The 16,349-nt window shown below is 68.7% G+C and carries 16 protein-coding genes; 9 read left to right on the top strand and 7 right to left on the bottom strand.

Annotated features, from left to right (window positions below):
* Window positions 1–53 precede the first annotated feature (53 nt).
* From G406_RS0105895 to G406_RS58685, 3 genes are all read right to left on the bottom strand, one after another.
* Window positions 54–467 carry a cupin domain-containing protein gene (locus G406_RS0105895; RefSeq protein ID WP_028933121.1) on the bottom strand — a complete coding sequence of 138 codons (414 nt, stop codon included), beginning with the start codon at window positions 465–467 and terminating at the stop codon, window positions 54–56.
* A 92-nt stretch (window positions 468–559) separates the two neighbouring features.
* On the bottom strand, window positions 560–1,510 hold the full coding sequence (locus tag G406_RS0105900) for a TauD/TfdA family dioxygenase (RefSeq protein ID WP_028933122.1): 951 nt from the start codon (window positions 1,508–1,510) through the stop codon (window positions 560–562).
* Window positions 1,511–1,759: 249 nt separating this feature from the next.
* Window positions 1,760–2,404: a TetR/AcrR family transcriptional regulator gene (locus tag G406_RS58685; protein ID WP_051341709.1), complete on the bottom strand. Its 645-nt coding sequence runs from the start codon at window positions 2,402–2,404 to the stop codon at window positions 1,760–1,762.
* A 127-nt stretch (window positions 2,405–2,531) separates the two neighbouring features.
* Between G406_RS58685 and G406_RS0105910 the strand changes: the two genes are divergently transcribed.
* Together G406_RS0105910 and G406_RS0105915 are read left to right on the top strand one after the other, a co-directional pair.
* The gene (locus tag G406_RS0105910) at window positions 2,532–3,041 is read left to right on the top strand and encodes a DUF4863 family protein (protein ID WP_028933124.1); all 510 of its coding nucleotides are present in this window, start codon (window positions 2,532–2,534) and stop codon (window positions 3,039–3,041) included.
* A gap of 23 nt (window positions 3,042–3,064) precedes the next feature.
* Window positions 3,065–3,754 carry a nitroreductase gene (locus G406_RS0105915; protein WP_037075177.1) on the top strand — a complete coding sequence of 230 codons (690 nt, stop codon included), beginning with the start codon at window positions 3,065–3,067 and terminating at the stop codon, window positions 3,752–3,754.
* A gap of 53 nt (window positions 3,755–3,807) precedes the next feature.
* Here the strand turns inward: G406_RS0105915 and G406_RS0105920 are convergent, their stop codons facing one another.
* A complete protein-coding gene (locus tag G406_RS0105920; RefSeq protein WP_028933126.1) occupies window positions 3,808–5,430 on the bottom strand; it encodes a phytoene desaturase family protein in 1,623 nt (540 codons plus the stop codon).
* 184 nt (window positions 5,431–5,614) lie between these two features.
* Between G406_RS0105920 and G406_RS0105925 the strand changes: the two genes are divergently transcribed.
* From G406_RS0105925 to G406_RS0105950, 6 genes are all read left to right on the top strand, one after another.
* On the top strand, window positions 5,615–6,844 hold the full coding sequence (locus G406_RS0105925) for a PucR family transcriptional regulator (RefSeq protein WP_028933127.1): 1,230 nt from the start codon (window positions 5,615–5,617) through the stop codon (window positions 6,842–6,844).
* 147 nt (window positions 6,845–6,991) lie between these two features.
* A complete protein-coding gene (locus G406_RS0105930; protein WP_028933128.1) occupies window positions 6,992–8,344 on the top strand; it encodes a DUF445 domain-containing protein in 1,353 nt (450 codons plus the stop codon).
* 2 nt (window positions 8,345–8,346) lie between these two features.
* Window positions 8,347–9,258 carry an Abi-alpha family protein gene (locus G406_RS53680; RefSeq protein WP_169736619.1) on the top strand — a complete coding sequence of 304 codons (912 nt, stop codon included), beginning with the start codon at window positions 8,347–8,349 and terminating at the stop codon, window positions 9,256–9,258.
* 238 nt (window positions 9,259–9,496) lie between these two features.
* Window positions 9,497–10,348 carry an alpha/beta hydrolase family protein gene (locus tag G406_RS0105940; RefSeq protein WP_028933129.1) on the top strand — a complete coding sequence of 284 codons (852 nt, stop codon included), beginning with the start codon at window positions 9,497–9,499 and terminating at the stop codon, window positions 10,346–10,348.
* Window positions 10,349–10,462: 114 nt separating this feature from the next.
* Window positions 10,463–11,032, top strand: coding sequence for a TetR/AcrR family transcriptional regulator (locus G406_RS0105945; RefSeq protein WP_028933130.1), 570 nt, complete (start codon window positions 10,463–10,465; stop codon window positions 11,030–11,032).
* 159 nt (window positions 11,033–11,191) lie between these two features.
* Complete coding sequence (locus G406_RS0105950) at window positions 11,192–12,697, top strand: APC family permease (protein WP_211241049.1); 1,506 nt, start codon at window positions 11,192–11,194, stop codon at window positions 12,695–12,697.
* 97 nt (window positions 12,698–12,794) lie between these two features.
* On the opposite strand, the gene G406_RS0105955 is transcribed toward G406_RS0105950, so the two are convergent.
* From G406_RS0105955 to G406_RS0105965, 3 genes are read right to left on the bottom strand one after another with little or no spacing between them, the layout of a single operon-like run.
* Window positions 12,795–14,021, bottom strand: coding sequence for an epoxide hydrolase family protein (locus G406_RS0105955; protein ID WP_028933132.1), 1,227 nt, complete (start codon window positions 14,019–14,021; stop codon window positions 12,795–12,797).
* Window positions 14,018–14,479, bottom strand: coding sequence for a MarR family winged helix-turn-helix transcriptional regulator (locus G406_RS0105960; protein WP_037075178.1), 462 nt, complete (start codon window positions 14,477–14,479; stop codon window positions 14,018–14,020). The genes G406_RS0105955 and G406_RS0105960 overlap by 4 nt, the downstream gene beginning before the upstream one ends.
* A 24-nt stretch (window positions 14,480–14,503) precedes the next feature.
* Window positions 14,504–15,370: an AraC family transcriptional regulator gene (locus G406_RS0105965; protein WP_211241050.1), complete on the bottom strand. Its 867-nt coding sequence runs from the start codon at window positions 15,368–15,370 to the stop codon at window positions 14,504–14,506.
* 157 nt (window positions 15,371–15,527) lie between these two features.
* On the opposite strand from G406_RS0105965, the gene G406_RS0105970 reads away from it, so the two are divergent.
* On the top strand, window positions 15,528–16,292 hold the full coding sequence (locus tag G406_RS0105970) for an SDR family NAD(P)-dependent oxidoreductase (protein ID WP_028933135.1): 765 nt from the start codon (window positions 15,528–15,530) through the stop codon (window positions 16,290–16,292).
* Window positions 16,293–16,349 lie beyond the last annotated feature (57 nt).

Raw genomic sequence — 16,349 nt, forward strand, 5'->3', positions numbered from 1 at the left:
TTTCCCGGCGGGCCGGGAACGAGCGGATTCGTTCGCGATCGCACAGGCGTCGCTCAGAGCTGTGCTGACTCCGCCGTGGCCAGCGCCCTGAGGTAGTCCTCCTCGGCCACCTCTTCCTGCCAGATGGTGGGGCCGATCGAGATGCCGAGCTGCGTCGAGACGGTGCTGGTGGTGCCACCGTGCCAGTGGCGTTCGTTCGCCGGAATCCAGACCGTGTCGCCGGCCCTGATCGTCTCCGGCGGCGAACCCTCGGAGCAGATCCAGCCCAGGCCCGCGGTGACCACGATGATCTGGCCGCCGGTGTGGTGGTGCCAGTAGGTCCGGGCTCCGGGGGTGTAGGTGACCGAGCTGATGGTGTTGCCATCAGCCGTCTGACGCATCACCGGGTCGGCCCACACCGTTCCGGTGAACGTCTTGGAACGTCTCTTGCTGGGGTGGCCCTCCGCGCGGCCGCGCACGATATGCACCGGTCGGGTTTCCTTTCGTGGAACCGTTGGCGAACAGCAACGCGCCGGTGCCGGTCAGATGACCGGCACCGGCGCGAAGGGAGAACGGGTACTCAGACCCAGCTCTGCTCGTAGCTCTCGTCGATGTCGTGGAACCGGATGCGCAGCAGGTGCCGGTTCGTGTCGGTGAACGCGGTACGGCCGTGGAACGCGACGTGGTTGTCGATGATCACGATGCCGTCGGTCGGCAGCGGCTGGCGCATCTCGTTGCTGGTGTCGGCCAGCTGGGCGGCCACCGTGTCGAGCGCGAAGCGGACCTCGGGTGTCTCGCTCTCCGGGTGCTTGACCAGGCCCTGCTCGATCTTGTCCTTGCGCCAGCGCCACATCGGCTTCTCCGCGAAGACCGGCACGTAGCTGTACCCGTCCGAGGCGGTCGAGCCGTACTTGCGGCGGAAGGCCTTGGGGATCCGGATCGGCAGCGGGGTCTCGCGCAGGGTCTTGACCGCGCGGCGGCCCTCTTCGCTCTGCTCGAGGACCTCGATGACGTGCCGTCCGTCGCGCAGCGTGCTGAGCCCGCCGCCGCAGGAGGCCTGGGTCATCGCGTAGAGCAAAAAGAAGCGCTCCGGGATCGGCACGATCGTCGAGTCGGTGTGGTACACCGCCTCGTCGGGGGCCTGGGAGAACTTCGAGAACTGACGCTCCTCCTGCGGAGCGGGGGTGACGTCCCAGACGACCCGGTGGTTGTCCGGCTCGGTCTCGGTGGGGTTGCCCAGCAGGGCCGAGAGGGCGAACACCGACTTGCGACGCCGGTCCTGGCTCAGGTGGACGAGGCCGAGGCTCGGGATCATCACGCCGCATGCGCCGGCGTTGAACAGCCGACGCATCTCGTCGGTGACGGCGGCGAGCTGCGGTGCGCCGGCGCGCAGCTTGGCGCGCAGGCCGGCCGGGTCCTTCGGCGGTGTGAGGTCGGCGCCGGCAACGTCCGCGCCGTACTCTTCCGCGAGCACCTGGTCGACGGCGTCGGACTCGATGGTCCAACGCGATTCGATGTGAAGCTCAGCCATTCCCGAAGCGGGAATCTCCGCGACGGATGAGCTGACCGCTGATTCCATGAGGAGCGCCTCCTACGAGCGAACACGGTGCTGTTCTCACCTCGACACCGGCGGGGCCGGCGGGTCGAGGGCGGAGACCAACGACCGGAAACAATGTTGATCCCACAGCTACTAGCGTGAGTATTACCTGACCTCGAAAACGGCGATTCACCGGGCCCGCATTCGCCCCACTTACCTCGGGGGATTACTCGGCGTGTTCGGTCAGCGGGTTTCGGTGGCCAGTGCCGGCCATAGCGTGGCGACAACGGATTCGGGGAGATCGTCCGTGCTCTCACCCCGGTAGAACGCGGCGAAGTAGCTGCCGAAACACAGGGTGGCGACGGTGTGACGGTCGACTCGGTCGTGCACACACCCGCGTTCCTGCAGCTGCGCCAGAACGTTCTCGACCAGCGCGACGCGCGGTTCGACCGCGTGCCGGCGCAGAATCTCCAGCAGTTCCGGAGTACGGATCGCCTCACCGGCGAAGTTGCCCATCAGGACCATCGCGTGCGGGTTGTAATACGCCGGATTCAGCCGGCGGACGGCTTCGACGAGGGCTTCTCGTGGCTCCAGTCGGCTCAGGTCCAGGGTGTACATCGTGTGCTGCTGGCGGAACCCGTAGTCCAGCGCGTCGACGACCAGCTCGAACTTCGTGCTCCACCGCCGGTAGAGCGTGGGTCTGCTGACCTTGGCGTCCGCCGCGATGTCGCCGAGGGTCATGCGCGAGTAGCCGTCCCGGACGAGCCGATCACGGGTGGCCAGGATGATCGCTTCGTCGAGCGCGCCGTCGCGCGGCCGGCCGCCGGGACGGGGCTTGGCGCCTCCGCCGTCCAGGGGCTCGTCGGTCGCTGCACCTGCTCGGGTCATGACCACCTTCTCGACGCTGTCTGTCCGGGCATCGTATCCAGCCCGGTAGGAGATGTTTCGTTACAGTACTTGATTGTAACGAAACTTCGTCGTAGCGTGGATCGCACCGGACGACAGGGGAGTGGCCATGACAACCGCACGGGAACTGATCGACCGCAGCATTCCGTTCCTCGACGAGGTGAAGAACCGGACGGCCGGCGGTGAGCTCGAGGACTGGCTGAACTCCACCCACGGGCCGGGAAGCCCGGTGTACGACGATCTCGCGCGCATGATCACCGAGGGCGTCCGGGACGGCTGGGCGGCGAACATCGAGGTCGACGGCGGCAGGTACCGGCGCAGCCGGATCGCCGAGCCCAGCGAGGTACTGAACTACTTCAGCGTGACGGCCGTCTACATGGACAGCGTCACGCCGTATCGCGGGCAGTACCACCAGCATCCCTACGGCGAGCTCAACCTCGTCGTGCCGTTGGATGCCGAGGCCAAGCTGATGGGGCCGCGCGGCTGGAGCGGCCCCGGCTGGACCGCGCCGGGGCCGGGCAGCCATCACTACCCGGAGGTCAAGGGCGGTGCACTGATCGCCCTGTTCTACCTGCCGGCCGGCCGGATCTCCTACGACATCACGCCGGCGACGGTCTGACGAGCCCGGCGGCGGGGAACGTCATGCAACCCGTGGCGACGATCGAGGAGGCCTTGCTCACGAGGCACAGCTGCCGCGCCTTCCTGTCGAGGCCGGTCTCTCGTGAGCAGGTCGAGCGGCTTCTGGAGCTGGCGGCCCGGTCGGCGAGCAACTCCAACTCCCAGCCGTGGCAGGTGCATGTGCTGACCGGTGCCGCGAAGCGGACGCTGACCGAGGAGCTGCTGTGCGCGCACGAGATCAGACGCGGTGACGAGCCGGGAGAGTTCGACTATCAGCCGCGCCCCGACGGGTGGCCGGAGCCGTTCCGTTCACGCCGGCGCCGGTTCGGGGAGAGCCTCTACCAGGGCGCACTCGGGCTCGCGGCGGAGGACACCGAGGGGCGGCGCCGCCAGCACCGGCGCAACTACGACTTCTTCGGTGCGCCGGTGGCGATCATCCTCACGGTCAGCTCCGACCCCCTGCAGGGCGCGTTGGTGGATGCCGGACTGTTCCTGCAGGCACTGATGCTCGCCGCGCGCGGCGACGGCCTGCACACCTGTCCCCAGGCCTCGCTGATCGACTTCCACCAGGTGCTGCGCCGTCACCTGACGATCCCGGACACACACGTGATCGTCTGCGGCGTGGCTCTCGGCTACGCCGACGAGCTGCACCCGGTCAGCGCCCACCACACCACTCGCGAACCGGTCGAGTCGTTCGCGACCTTCTACTCCTGATCCGTTCATGATCATCACCGTCTGAGGGCTGTTTCGTCGCCGAAAAACAGCCCTCAGGCTGTGGTGATCATGGCTGGTTTTCCCAGGAGGGTTCGCGCGGTGGTGCGGCCGCTCCATCCGGCCAGGCCGCCGACCGGATGGGCGCCGGCGGCGGTGTGCCACAGGCCCTCGATCGGCGTCCGGTAGCCGGAGAGCGACGGCGTCGGGCGCCACGGGCCGAACTGCCAGGGCAGCATGTCGACGTGGTAGATGTGGCCGTTGTGCGAGCCGAAGTCCTCGGGGCCCCGGATGTTGGCGCCGATGACCAGGTCCTTCGTCCCCGGGGCATACTGCTCCACGACGTCGAGGCAGCGGTCGAGGTAGCGCTGCTTCTCCACCTTCCAGTCCCGGCCGCCGGACAGCTTTCTCGGCGTGGCGATGGGGTAGAGGTAGAGCGAGTCCCCGGTGCTCCCTGGTGGCAGCAGGCCGCGGTCGAACACCGTGGGAGTCCACAGCGTGACCGGCGGGTTGTCCGGTAGCTCACCGGCCATCGCCTGGTGGGTGGCGAGCTTGACGTCGCTGAACGTGGCGAGCATGGCCTGTGCGACCACCGCCTCGTCACCCCCGCCGTGGTTCGGGAAGCGCGGGCGGCCGCGTAGCGCGATGTCCGCCTTGAAGCAGCTCAGGTTGTGCTCGCCGACCTGCATGCCGCGCAGCTCACCCTGGACCTTCGAGGGCAGCAGGGCCGGGTCGAGCAGCTTCGTCAGCAGCGTGGCCGGGTCGAGCGCGCCCACGATGTGCTCGGCATGCAGGGTCTCGCCCGACTCGAGCACGACCGCCTGTGCGCGGCCGTGACCGACGACGATCTCCCGGACCGGTGCACCGGTCCGCACCTCACCGCCGTGGGACCGGATGCAGTCGGCGAGCGCGCTGGTGAACGCACCGCTGCCGCCGACCGGCCTGCGCAGTCCCCAGCGGTGCATGATCGGCACGAGGGTGAGCCCGACGCCGGGCGCGTCGATCGGTGTGAGGGTGAACGAGGTGTACGCGCCCAGCGCGGAGCGGACCTCCTCGCGTTCGAACCACTCGTCGAGGACCGCGGTCGTCGAGGACATCAGGATGCGCAGGGCCGTGCCGAGGCTGCGCCGGTGTTTCGCGGCGCGACCGAGGACCCGGGCCACATCGCTCGGCCGTACCCGCGTCGGGTGGCCGAGCATGTAGGGGGTCAGTACGTGGATCGCGTCCGCGAGCGCGGTGGAGAACTCCCGGTACCGTCGCGCGTCCTTGGGGGAGAACCGGGCGATCTCGGTGCAGGCGCGGTCGAGGTCGCGCCACAGCGGTAGACACGCACCGTCGGGGCCGAGGTAGCTCGCCAGCGGGTCGATGTCGACGTAGCGCAGGCCGTAGCGCGCCAGCCGCAGATCGTCGACGACCGAGGGGGCGATGTTGGTGAAGATGTGGTCGATGCCGCCGGTGTTCATCAGGAAGCCGGGCGCCTCGGCGACCGTCGCCTCGCTCGTGCAGTAGCCGCCCACCGTCGGCAGAGCCTCCAGTACGACGACGCGCTTACCGGCCCGGGCCAGGTAGGCGGCGCAGGTGAGCCCGTTGTGGCCGCCACCGATGACGATGGTGTCGATCGAACCCGAGCCACCCGAGGACCAGGTGACGTTGGTCGGCTTCCTGTCCAGTGTGGCCACGATGCCATTTCCTCTCTGTGCGGCCGGACACGTGCGGTTCAGCCGTATTTCGCCACCCGGAACAACGTGGGCGTGGTGCGTCTCCGGCTATTGCAGCTGGTGAACGCGACAGGGGCATCCGGTCGGCTGGACAGCGTTCTCGGCGAGACTTGTGCGGTTCGACCAAATCCGCGATTCTGCCCGAGTGCGGACCGACAACGCGTTGGGCGCGGCGCTCGCCGCCCGGCTGGCGGCGTGCTCCACCCACGCCGTCGACTCACTGACCGAGCTGGTCGGTGACCGGATCGACGGTCTCGGCGGCGACGAGGTGGAACGGGAGTGGGTGCGTTCCTCGGTGCGGGCCAACATCGAGCTGGTCATGCAGGTCATGGCGCACCCGGACGACGTGGAACTGGTGGAGCCGCCGCTCGGCGGGGTTGCGCTGGCGCGCAGGATCGCCCAGCACGACGTGCCGTTCTACGAGCTGGTCCGCGCCTACCACCTGGCCGAGTGGTTCTGGGTGCGGCTGTGCATGCGTGAGCTCGCGGGGCTCACCACCGATGTCGACGAGTACCTGGCGCACACGGTCGAGGTCAGCAGCCTGGTCCATACCTACATCGACCAGGTGTGCCGCCGGCTGTCGGTGATCTACGAGGACGAGCGGGAACGGTGGCGCAGCCAGGAGGAGTCGGCGCGCATCGGCCCGATCACGGCGCTGCTCACCGGTGCCGTCACCGACGTCGCCGAGGCCGAGGCAGGTCTCGGTTACCGCTTGGGGCACTCGCACCTCGCGGTGATCGTCTGGTTCGCCGGCAGACAGGGAACGGGCGACGAGTTCCTCCGGATCAAGCGGGTCGCCGCGGAGATCGCCCGTCGGGCGGACTGCCGGGGCCGGCCGCTGGTCGTGGCCAGGGACCACACGACGCTGTGGGTGTGGTTGCCACTCGCCGGCCAGGAACGGGTGGACGTCACGTCCGCGTTGGAGGACGGGGTCCGGGTCGCGCTCGGCGAACCCGCGCGAGGGCTCGACGGTTTCGTCGCGTCACACCGGCAGGCGAGCGCGGCGCACGAGATCGGGCTCGCCGCCGGCCCCGACGTGGGAGCTGTCTTTCCCTACCGGGAGGTCTCCAGCCTGGCCTTTCTCAGCGCCGACCTGCCCCGGGCCCGTACCTGGGTGGCCGAGACGCTCGGAGAGCTGGCCTCGTCCGGCCGGCGCACGGAGGAGCTGCGCCGAACCCTGCGGACGTACTCGGCGGCGAACCGCAGCGCGACCGCGACCGCCCGGTTGATGAACTGCCACAAGAACACGATCCAGTACCGCATCCGCTCGGCGGAACGGCTCCTCGGCCACAGCATCGAGTCCACCGGCCTCGAGCTGGACCTGGCACTGCTGGCCTGCCACTGGCTCGGCGACGCGGTGACCCCTCCCTCCTGACGGGCGCCGCCGCGGCCCGGGACACGGCTCGGTGCCACGCTCGGCTGATCAGGGGCTTCGGGGCTGGGCAGTGGGTGGTCGATCACATAGGGTCGATCTCCCGGTCGGGCGTGACGACGGCGTTGTCGTCAGGGGAGGACGAAGCGCATGTCAGTGTTGGCCGCCGGCATCATCGACTGGGAACACCTCACCGGGCAGTCGAAGTTCGTCATCGACATCGTCAGCATCCCGATCTTCAGCGCGATCGCGGGCGTTCTGACGAACTGGACCGGTGTGCTCATGCTGTTCGCGCCGACCCGGTTCACCGGGTTCCACGTGCCGGGCCTCAAGACGCTGTTCCCGTTCCTGCCGCGCAAGCTGCAGATCCTGCCCATCTTCGCCCCCGGCGGGATCCTCGGCTTCCAGGGTTTCGTCCCGGCGCGGGCCGAGAAGATGGCGAGCTTCATCTCGGACAAGGCCCTGGTCAAGATCGGCAGCCCGAGCGACTTCTACCGCGAGCTCGACCCGGACGCACTCGCCGCGCGCCTGTCCACGGCGGGCCGTCCGCTGATCCGGCCGATGGTCGACAACCTGATGGAACGCGAGCACCCCCAGCTGTGGCACGACCTGCCACCCCGGGTGAAGGAACTGGTGTTCAGTCAGGTGGAGGCGCGCTTTCCGGAGATCACCAAGCGCGCGTTCGCGCAGATCGGCGACAACGTCGAGCAGCTCGTGGACATCAAGCTGCTGGCCGTCGGCCACATGCGCAGGCATCCCGAGCTGCTGAAGTACATCTTCTACAGCATGGGCGCACCGGAGCTGCGGTTCATGACCCGCATCGGGGTGCTCGGCGCTCCGATGGGACTGCTGCTCGCCCTGTACCTGCAGGTGCATCACCATTTCTTCCTGCTGTCCTGGATTCCGGCGTGGTTCATCGTGCTGGCCGGTGCGGCGGTGATCGGGATCGTGGTCAACATCATCGCGATCAAGGTGGTGTTCACCCCCGGTGAGCCGAAACCGCGCTACCGGTGCCTGTGGAAGCAGGCGAAGCTCGCGAAACGTCAGCCGCAGGCCGCCGCCGACCTCGGCCGGGTGTTCGGCCACACGGTCATCACGCTGACGAACGTGACCCGCGAAGTGCTGACCGGTCCGAGGGGCGACCGGACCATGGGACTGCTGGAGGACATGCTCAGGGCGGAGATCGCCTCGATCCTGGGACCCGTCGGCTCCGTCGTTCGCGCCGCGGTCGGCGCACGCGAGTTCGACGCCATCCAGTCCGGCGCCGCCGGGGGACTGGTCGCCGACATCGCGCCGGTCCTGACCCAGGACGAGGAGTTCACCAGAGCGCAGTCCGGGCGGATCGAGAAGTTCTGCACCGCGAAGCTGCGGGCGCTGTCCCCCGGCGAGTTCATGGACATGCTGTATTCGGCGATCGAGCAGGACGCCTGGTTGCTCTACGCGCACGGGGGCTTCCTCGGGATCTTCGTCGGCGCGGTTCACCTGCTGATCTTCGGAGCCTGATGATGACCGACGCATCGAAGGACCCTCGCCGTCCGGACGCCGACCGGCGGAGGGCCGTGGCACGCGCCGCCGAGCAGAACGGTTCGGCGTCACTGCTGCCCACCACGGCGGACGTGGTCGGGGTCGTCAGGGTCGCCGGTGCCGTGGTGTGGCGGGTCTTCACCACGGTCACCAAGGGATCGATGGACACCGTGGCGGAGCTGGCGAAGGAGGTCCAGGCCGGTGAGCCGATCACTCACATCGTCGATCACCAGGTGTCGATGGTGCAGTCCGCGGTGCTCCACGCGCTCGGTGTCGAGAACAGCAGGCAGACGCCGAACCGGGTCAGCTCGAAGCGCATCGCGACCGAGCAGGACCTCAGGTCGGTCGGCAACGCGCTGCTGAAGGGGTCCTGGCGGGCGGAGGGTGAGCCACGGGCCCAGCACCCGTCGTTCGCGCTGATGCTGCAGTCGCTCACCCCCGACGAGGCGCGCATCCTGCGGTTCCTCGCCGTCGCCGGTCCTCAGCCCGCGATCGACATCCGGAGCAAGACGCCGTTCGGGGTCGGGTCGGAGCGTCTCGCGGGCGGGATCACCCTGATCGCCGAGATGGCCGGGTGCACCTGGCCGGAGCGCGACCGGCACTATCTCGCCAACCTCAACCGGCTCGGCCTGGTCCGGTTCTCGGAGGAGCCGGTCACCGACCGGCGCCGCTACGCGTTCGTCGAGGCTCAGCCCAAGGCGACCGAACCGATGGAACGGGTGAAGAAGGCGACGACGATCTACCGCAGCATCTACCTGTCGCTGTTCGGCCAGCAGTTCGCCGAGATCTGTTTCGATCTCGACGGCTACGACGCGGGCGGCTGGGCCAGCGACGACCGGGGGGACAAGATCTTCGGGAGACGACCGGGGAAGCGGGTCAGGAAACACCACTGAATTACGCGGCGTCGTCTCAGAAATCACCTGAGGCTCCGGTCGGATCGAGCATATGCTCGGGTGAATGAGGCACCGTTGGTCAGGTCGGGCGGCCAGTGCAATCGTTCTGATTTCTGTCGTTCTGATCGCCGGTTGCTCGGGCGCCGATCGGGGCCCCACAGAGGCGCCGCCGCCCCCGCAAGCCGCCCCTGAGGCACCCGCTGTTCCCGCGCCGGCGGACCTGCCTGCCGATCAGCTGGTGACGCCGGGTCCCCGTAAGGGCAACCGCGAGACGCTCAAGCTGCCGGGTGGCGAGAAGTTCCGGGTGTTCTCGAACCTCCCGATGACCGGCTCACCCAGGGTCACCCGGGCGGTCGTGGTCATCCACGGCACCGGGCGCAACGCGGAGGGCTACTACGAACGCATGATGGCGGCGGCCCAGTCCGCCGGGGTCGAGGGCGAGACGCTCGTGGTGGCGCCGTGGTTCAAGAACTGGTCGAGCGACGAATGGAAGATGGGCGGGGGCAGCCCGTCGAGCTTCACCGTCGCCGACGAGCTGCTGAACTCCCTCGCCGATCATCGACGGTTCCCGAAGCTCACCCACATCACGGTGACCGGCCATTCCGCCGGCGGCCAGTTCACCCAGCGCTACGCGGTCTTCGGGCAGGCGCCGAACCACCTGCCCTGGGTGAGCGTCAACTACGTGGCGATGAACCCGTCGTCGTTCGTCTACCTGGACAAACAACGTCCTGAGCCGGTCACCGGCTGCGCGGACTACAACACCTACAAGTACGGTCTCGACGACCGCGAGGGCTACGTCGCGCAGCTGACCCCGCAGCAGGCGGCCGACCAGTACGCGCACCGGACGGTGACGATCGTCAACGGCAACGAGGACACGGTCGACAACGGCGACCTCGACACCGGTTGTGAGGCGGACGCGCAGGGCCCGAGCCGCCTGGCCCGGGGCAAGCTGTTCATCGAGCGGATCAAGCAGATGTTCCCCACCGCGCCGCACGACTACCTGGTGGTCAACGGCGTGGCCCACGACTCGGACGCGATGTTCGCAGACCCGGTGACCTGGCCCTCCCTCTTCGGCGTCACCCGCCCCTGATAACCCCACACCCCCGCTGCCTCCCGTGGCACGAATGTGGCTTTAGGGACGTTGAGCGTCCCTATCGCCACATTCGTGCCACGGGGGAGGGTGGGGGTAGGGGAGACTGGGGGCATGTCGGCGGATGTTGAGAGCCCGAGGCGCGGTCGCGGGCCGACCGATCCCGGTCGGCGGGCCCGGATCGCCGAGGCGGCCGTGGCGGTCGTCGCCCGGCGCGGCGTGGACAGGCTGACGCACCGGGCGGTGGCGGAGGAAGCGGGCGTGCCGCTCGGCTCGACCACCTATCACTTCGCCACCCTGGACGATCTGCTCGCGGAGGCACTGCGTACCGCGGTCGACCGCAACGTCGTGCGGCTGCGGGACTGGGAGCGGTCGCTACCCCCGGACGCCGACTTCGCCGAGGCGCTCGGCGACCTCGCGGTCGGTGAGCTCACCGGCGAGCGCGCGCAGACCGTCGTGGAGTACGAGCTCTACGTCGCCGCGCTGCACCACCCGGCGCTGCGACCGGCCAGCTCCGCGTGGGACGCGGTGCTGACCGAGGTGTTCGCCGCGCGTACCGACCCGGTCACCGGACGGTTGTTGGCCGCCGCGTTCTGCGGGCTGGTGCTGCAGGCGCTGCTGGCCGATCCCGCTCCCGCCCGGTGCGAGGTCGTCGAGATCTTTCGCCGGGTCCTGCCGTCCTGACCGGGTACCAGCTGGCAATTCGCTGACCCGAAGTCCTTGACGTGACGTACGTCATCCCGCACTATTCCCTCTCGATGCGTACGTCTGTACACATCTGCTCGAGTGCGAACCAGGAGAACTGGCGTGAGCAGTGAGATCTCGGCTTCTTCCACCACAGGCGTGTCCACCGGCTCGACCTCGGACAACGACGACGTCGGCGAGTTCGGGTACAAACCCACACTCGCGCGCAGCCTCGGCAGCTTCCACACCTTCGCCGCCGGGATCAGCTACATCTCGATCCTGACCGGCACGTTCCAGCTGTTCTACCTGGGCCTCGGGACAGCCGGTGCCGCCTACTGGTGGTCCTGGCCGATGGTCTTCGTCGGCCAGCTCATGGTCGCGCTGTGCTTCTGCGAGCTGGCCGCCCGGTACCCGGTCGCCGGCTCGATCTACAACTGGACCAAGCGCCTGACCTCAGCGCACACCGCGTGGCTGGCCGGCTGGACGATGCTCATCGCCTCGGTGGTGTCGCTCGCGGCCGTCGCGCTGGCACTCCAGGCGACGCTGCCCCAGCTGTGGTCCGGGTTCCAGATCATCCCGGCGGGAGCGGACGGTTCCACCGCCGCCAACGGTGTGCTGCTCGCGGTCATCCTGATCGTCTTCACGACCCTGATCAACGCCTTCGGCACGACGCTGATGGCCCGCATCAACTCGGCCGGGGTGTTCCTGGAGCTCGTCGCCGCCGTCGTGCTGATCGTGCTGCTGGCGATCAACGTCGTGCGCGGCCCGCAGGTCGTGTTCGACACCTCGCTCGCGCACATCGGGAGCCAGCCGTACGGGTACCTCGGAGCGTTCCTCGCCGCGTCGCTGGCCTCGCTGTACGTCATGTACGGGTTTGACACGGCGAGCTCGCTGGCCGAGGAGTCGCACGACCCGCGCCGCAACGCGCCGAAAGCGATTCTGCGCGCGCTGTTCTTCTCGTTCCTGCTCGGCGGCCTCATCCTGCTGCTCGCGCTCATGGCGGCGCCCGACCTCACCGATCCGGCGCTCAGCGCCAACGGCGGCCTGCAGACGCTCATCCTCCAGGTGCTCGGCGGTGGCGTCGGCTCGGTCATCCTCGTCGCGGTGGTCATCGCGGTGGTGGTGTGCGACCTCGCGGTACACGCGGCGGCGATCCGGCTGGCGTTCGCGATGGCTCGGGACAACAACCTGCCGTCCGGGGCGAAGCTCTGCACGATCAGTCCTCGGTTCGGCACACCGGTCGTCGCCTCGGTGGCCGTCGGGGTGGTCGCGGTCGTGCTGTTGCTGCTCACGATCAGCCCGCAGATTTACACCGTGGTCACCAGCATCGCGATCATCATGATCTACGTCGCCTACCTGCTGGTCACCGGTTCGATGCTGGCCAAGCGCCTGCGCGGCACCTGGGTACCGAGGGCCGACGGGTTCTCCCTCGGGCGCTGGGGGCTGCCGGTCAACGTCCTCGCCGTCGTCTGGGGCGTTGCGATGACCGTGAACCTCGCCTGGCCCCGCGCGGAGATCTACAACGCGACGCCGCCGTTCCACTGGTACCTGCGCGGCGCGGGCATTCTCTTCCCGGCGGTCATCCTGGGGGCCGGTTTCGCCTACTACTGGTTCGTGCAGCGCCACCGGACCGGGGTCGTCGCCGAGCACGCAGCCGGCAGCTGATCGCTCCCGTGACCGGCATTTCTTGATCACCACGGTGTGGTGGCTGAATTTTCGCCCGAAAACAGCCACCAGACCGTGGTGATCATGGTTCGGGACCTTATCCGGGCGGCCGGGGGACCAGGGGGTTGAAGGTTCGGGTCAGGTCGGCGGTCCACTCGGCCGGGATCTCCCAGGGGATGAAGTGGCCGCCTTGGGGGTGGGCCGTGATGTTGACGTGGTTGTACCAACCGGCGCGATCGCTCGCCAGGAACGACTCGATGCGTTCGTCCGAACCGTGGACCCCGGGAGGGTTCTCGTAGTCGACGAACGTGATGCCCGTCGGTGCCTCGATGATCGGTGTCCGGTCGTGGGAGGGCGCCCAGGGATAGCGGTTGTTGTTGGCGTAGGTACGGATGGAGCTCGCGATGGCGTTGCCGGTCCAGTAGATCGTCGCGTGGGTGAGCAGGTCGTCGCGGCTGAACACCGAGTAGATGTCGCCCCCGTTGTCCGACCACTTCATCCACCGCTCGAGGAGCCAGGCCAACATGCCGACGGGTGAGTCGGTCAGCCCGTAGCCGAGGGTGCTCGGAGCGAGCAGGTGTGCGGCGAGGTGCACGGCGAACCGTCGCTCGATCTCGACCAGTCGCCGCCGCTGGTCGTCGGGCAGGCCAGGAGGGATGGGGCGGCCGCCGGAGAGGTCCCACGCGCGATCACCGGTGAACAGGTCCAGTTTCAGCGCCGAGCCGATGTGGATGCCGTACAGCTCGTCGGCGTACTTGTGGGCGAGCTGACCGGTGACGAGGGCGCCGACGTCGCAGCCCGCGGCGGCGTACCGGCTGTGGCCGAGCGTCCCGGTCATCAGCTCGTGCCAGACGTCCGCGATCTTCCAGAAGTTCATGTCCGGCCGGGTGGGCGTCGAGTACCCGAAGCCCGGCAGCGACGGGACGATCACCTCGAAGGCGTTCGCCGGATCGCCGCCGAACGCGGCGGGGTCCGCGAGGCGGTCGATGACCTTCGACCAGTGCCAGAAGGTCCAGGGCCAGCCGTGGCTGAGGATCAACGGGGTGGGAGCGGGCCCGACGCCCGGCCTGCGCATGAAGTGGACCCGCACGCCGGAGACGTCGGCCAGGTAGTGCTCGTAGGCGTTCATCGCCCGCTCGGCGGCCCGCCAGTCGTACTCCTCGGCCCAGTAGCGTGCCAGCGGCTCCAGCAGGGACCGGGGCACGCCGTACCGCCCGTCGTCGTTCTCCTCGTCCTCGGGCCACTTCGTCCCACGCAGCCGCGACCGTAGATCGTCGAGAACCTTCTCCTCGACGGCGATCGGTGTCGGTGTCGGTGTGCTCACTGCTCGGTCCCCTCCTCGGGTTCGTCGGCCCGCTCGTCGGCGAGCCGAACTATCTGGTCGAGCACCTCCGCGATGCCCAGCAGTCGCGTGCGATCGGTGGGTGGAAGCCGGTCGATGAGACTGCCGAGTCGCTGCGCGCGCTCGGTGTGCCGGCGGGTCACGATCGACTCACCGGCCGGGGTGAGCGACAGCATCGAGGCCCGTCCGTCCGACGGATCGGGCCTGCGGTCGATGAGCCCGTCGTGTTCCAGCTTCGCCACCGCCGACGTCAGCGCCGGTTGCTTGATCTGTTCGGTCCCGACCAGGTCGCTCAGCCGGCACGACCCCACCCTCGACAGCGTGTGCAGAACCGACAGCGCGGAGAAGTTGAGCCGGTTCGAGGACGGGAGACGGATGAACACCGAGTTGAAGTCCTCGATGGATCGGGTCAGCCGTTGCACGGCACGGGCTGGGTCCATGCCGAAACCATATCGATTTTCGATCTAATTCTGAAGCCGGCCGCTCACCCGGAGCGTGCGTGAGTCCCTGCCCGGAGGCGCACCGAAGAGCCTGCGGTACTCACGGCTGAACTGGGAGGAACTGTCATAGCCGACCGCGTGGGCGGCGCTCGTGACGTCGGTCTCCCCGGCGACGAGGAGCCGGCGGGCCTCCTGCAGCCGGATCCGCTTCTGGAACTGGATCGGGCTCATGGCCGTGACCGTCGCGAAGACCTTGTGGAAGGTCGAGGTGCTCATCGCCGCGAGCCGGGCGAGCTCCTCCACCCGCACCGGCTCGGCATAGTGGTGCCTGAGCCAGTGGATCGCGCGCCGGACATCGGGCGCGTTGTCCCGGCGCAGCCCGAGCTGGCGGACGACCGCGCTGCCCTGCATCAACCGCCAGACGACCTCGCGCCGGGTCGACGGGCCGAGTACCGCGACGTCGTCCGGACGGTCCAGCAGGCGCAGCAGGCGCAGGCTCGCGTCACACAGCTCCGCGGAGGCGTCGAGGACCGCCAGCGCGGGCGACTGGGTGGACTCTGGTGGATCGGGGGCGGTGAGCAGCAGCTCGGCGATGACGGCGGAGTCCAGGACGAGGCCGAAGCCCAGGTAGGGGGTGGCCGGGGTCGCTTCGAGAACACAGCCGGTGATCGGCAGGTCAGCCGAGGTCACGAGGTACTGCCCGGCGGAGTAGTCGTACGTGCGGTCGCCCACCGACACACGCTTGAGACCCTGCGCGACGAACCCCAGGATCGTGCCGCTCATGGTGACCGTCGGCGGTGTCGGGCGCTCGGACCGCAACACCACCAGCCCAGGAATAGGCAGTTCCCGGTCGTCGGCGTGGTCGCTGATGATCCGGCGGATCTCCTCCATCGGCACGTCATCAGTAAAGCACCGCGGAGTCGTCGAGCCGACCCGCCGAGAGGATCGTGCAGGAAGTGCGGAGCTTTGGTCTGCCGGCGAGCGTCGGGTCGCTCGTACCGTCACTCGGTGCCCCGGATCGGCCGGGCGCATACGAGGAGGGCACATCATGGGCGTAGCGATCGTCACCGGGGGCAGCTCGGGCATCGGTCAGGCCACGGCGTTCGAGATCGCCGCGCGCGGCCACGGCGTGATCCTGACCTACAACGGCAACGAGCGGGGCGCGCGGGACACGGTCGGCGCCATCGAGGAACGCGGCGGTACCGCTGTGGCGCTGCGACTGGACCTGGCCGAGTCCGCGCGGTTCCCCGCGTTCGTGAGCCAGGTGCGGGACGCGCTCGCCTCGGTCTGGCCTGCCGACCGGCTGACCGCGCTGGTGAACAACGCCGGGCTGGGCGGCGGATCGCCGTTCGTCGAGACCACCGAGGAACAGTTCGACTCGATGGGCCGGGCGCTGTTCCGGGGGACGTACTTCCTCACCCAGCACGTGCTGGCGCTGCTGGCCGACGGTGGCGCGATCGTCAACGTCACCAGCGCGAGCGTCACGACGATCGAACGAGGTGGCGGCTACACCGTGTACGCGGCGAACAAGGCCGCCGTCAACACCTTCACCCAGTACCTCGCCGTGGAGCTGGCCGAGCGGGGGATCCGGGTCAACGCGATCGCCCCCGGCGCGACCAGAACGCTCATCTCCGACAACGCGTTCGGCAGGTACGCGCACCTCGTGCCGGAGATCGAGAAGAAGACCCTGCTCGGCCGTCTCGGCGAACCGGAGGACATCGCGGCGGTGATCGCCATGCTCCTGTCCAGGGACGGCCGCTGGATCACCGGCCAGATCATCGAGGCCAGCGGCGGCTACCAGTTCGGCATCTGACGCTGTCACAGATCGTCGAGCTGTCTTGTCCTCACCTCCGACGCCGCTCGAACAGAA

Origin of the sequence: Actinospineispora spinosispora DSM 44797 (assembly GCF_000429025.1) — a bacterium.
Classification (GTDB): Bacteria; Actinomycetota; Actinomycetes; order Mycobacteriales; family Pseudonocardiaceae; genus Pseudonocardia; species Pseudonocardia spinosispora.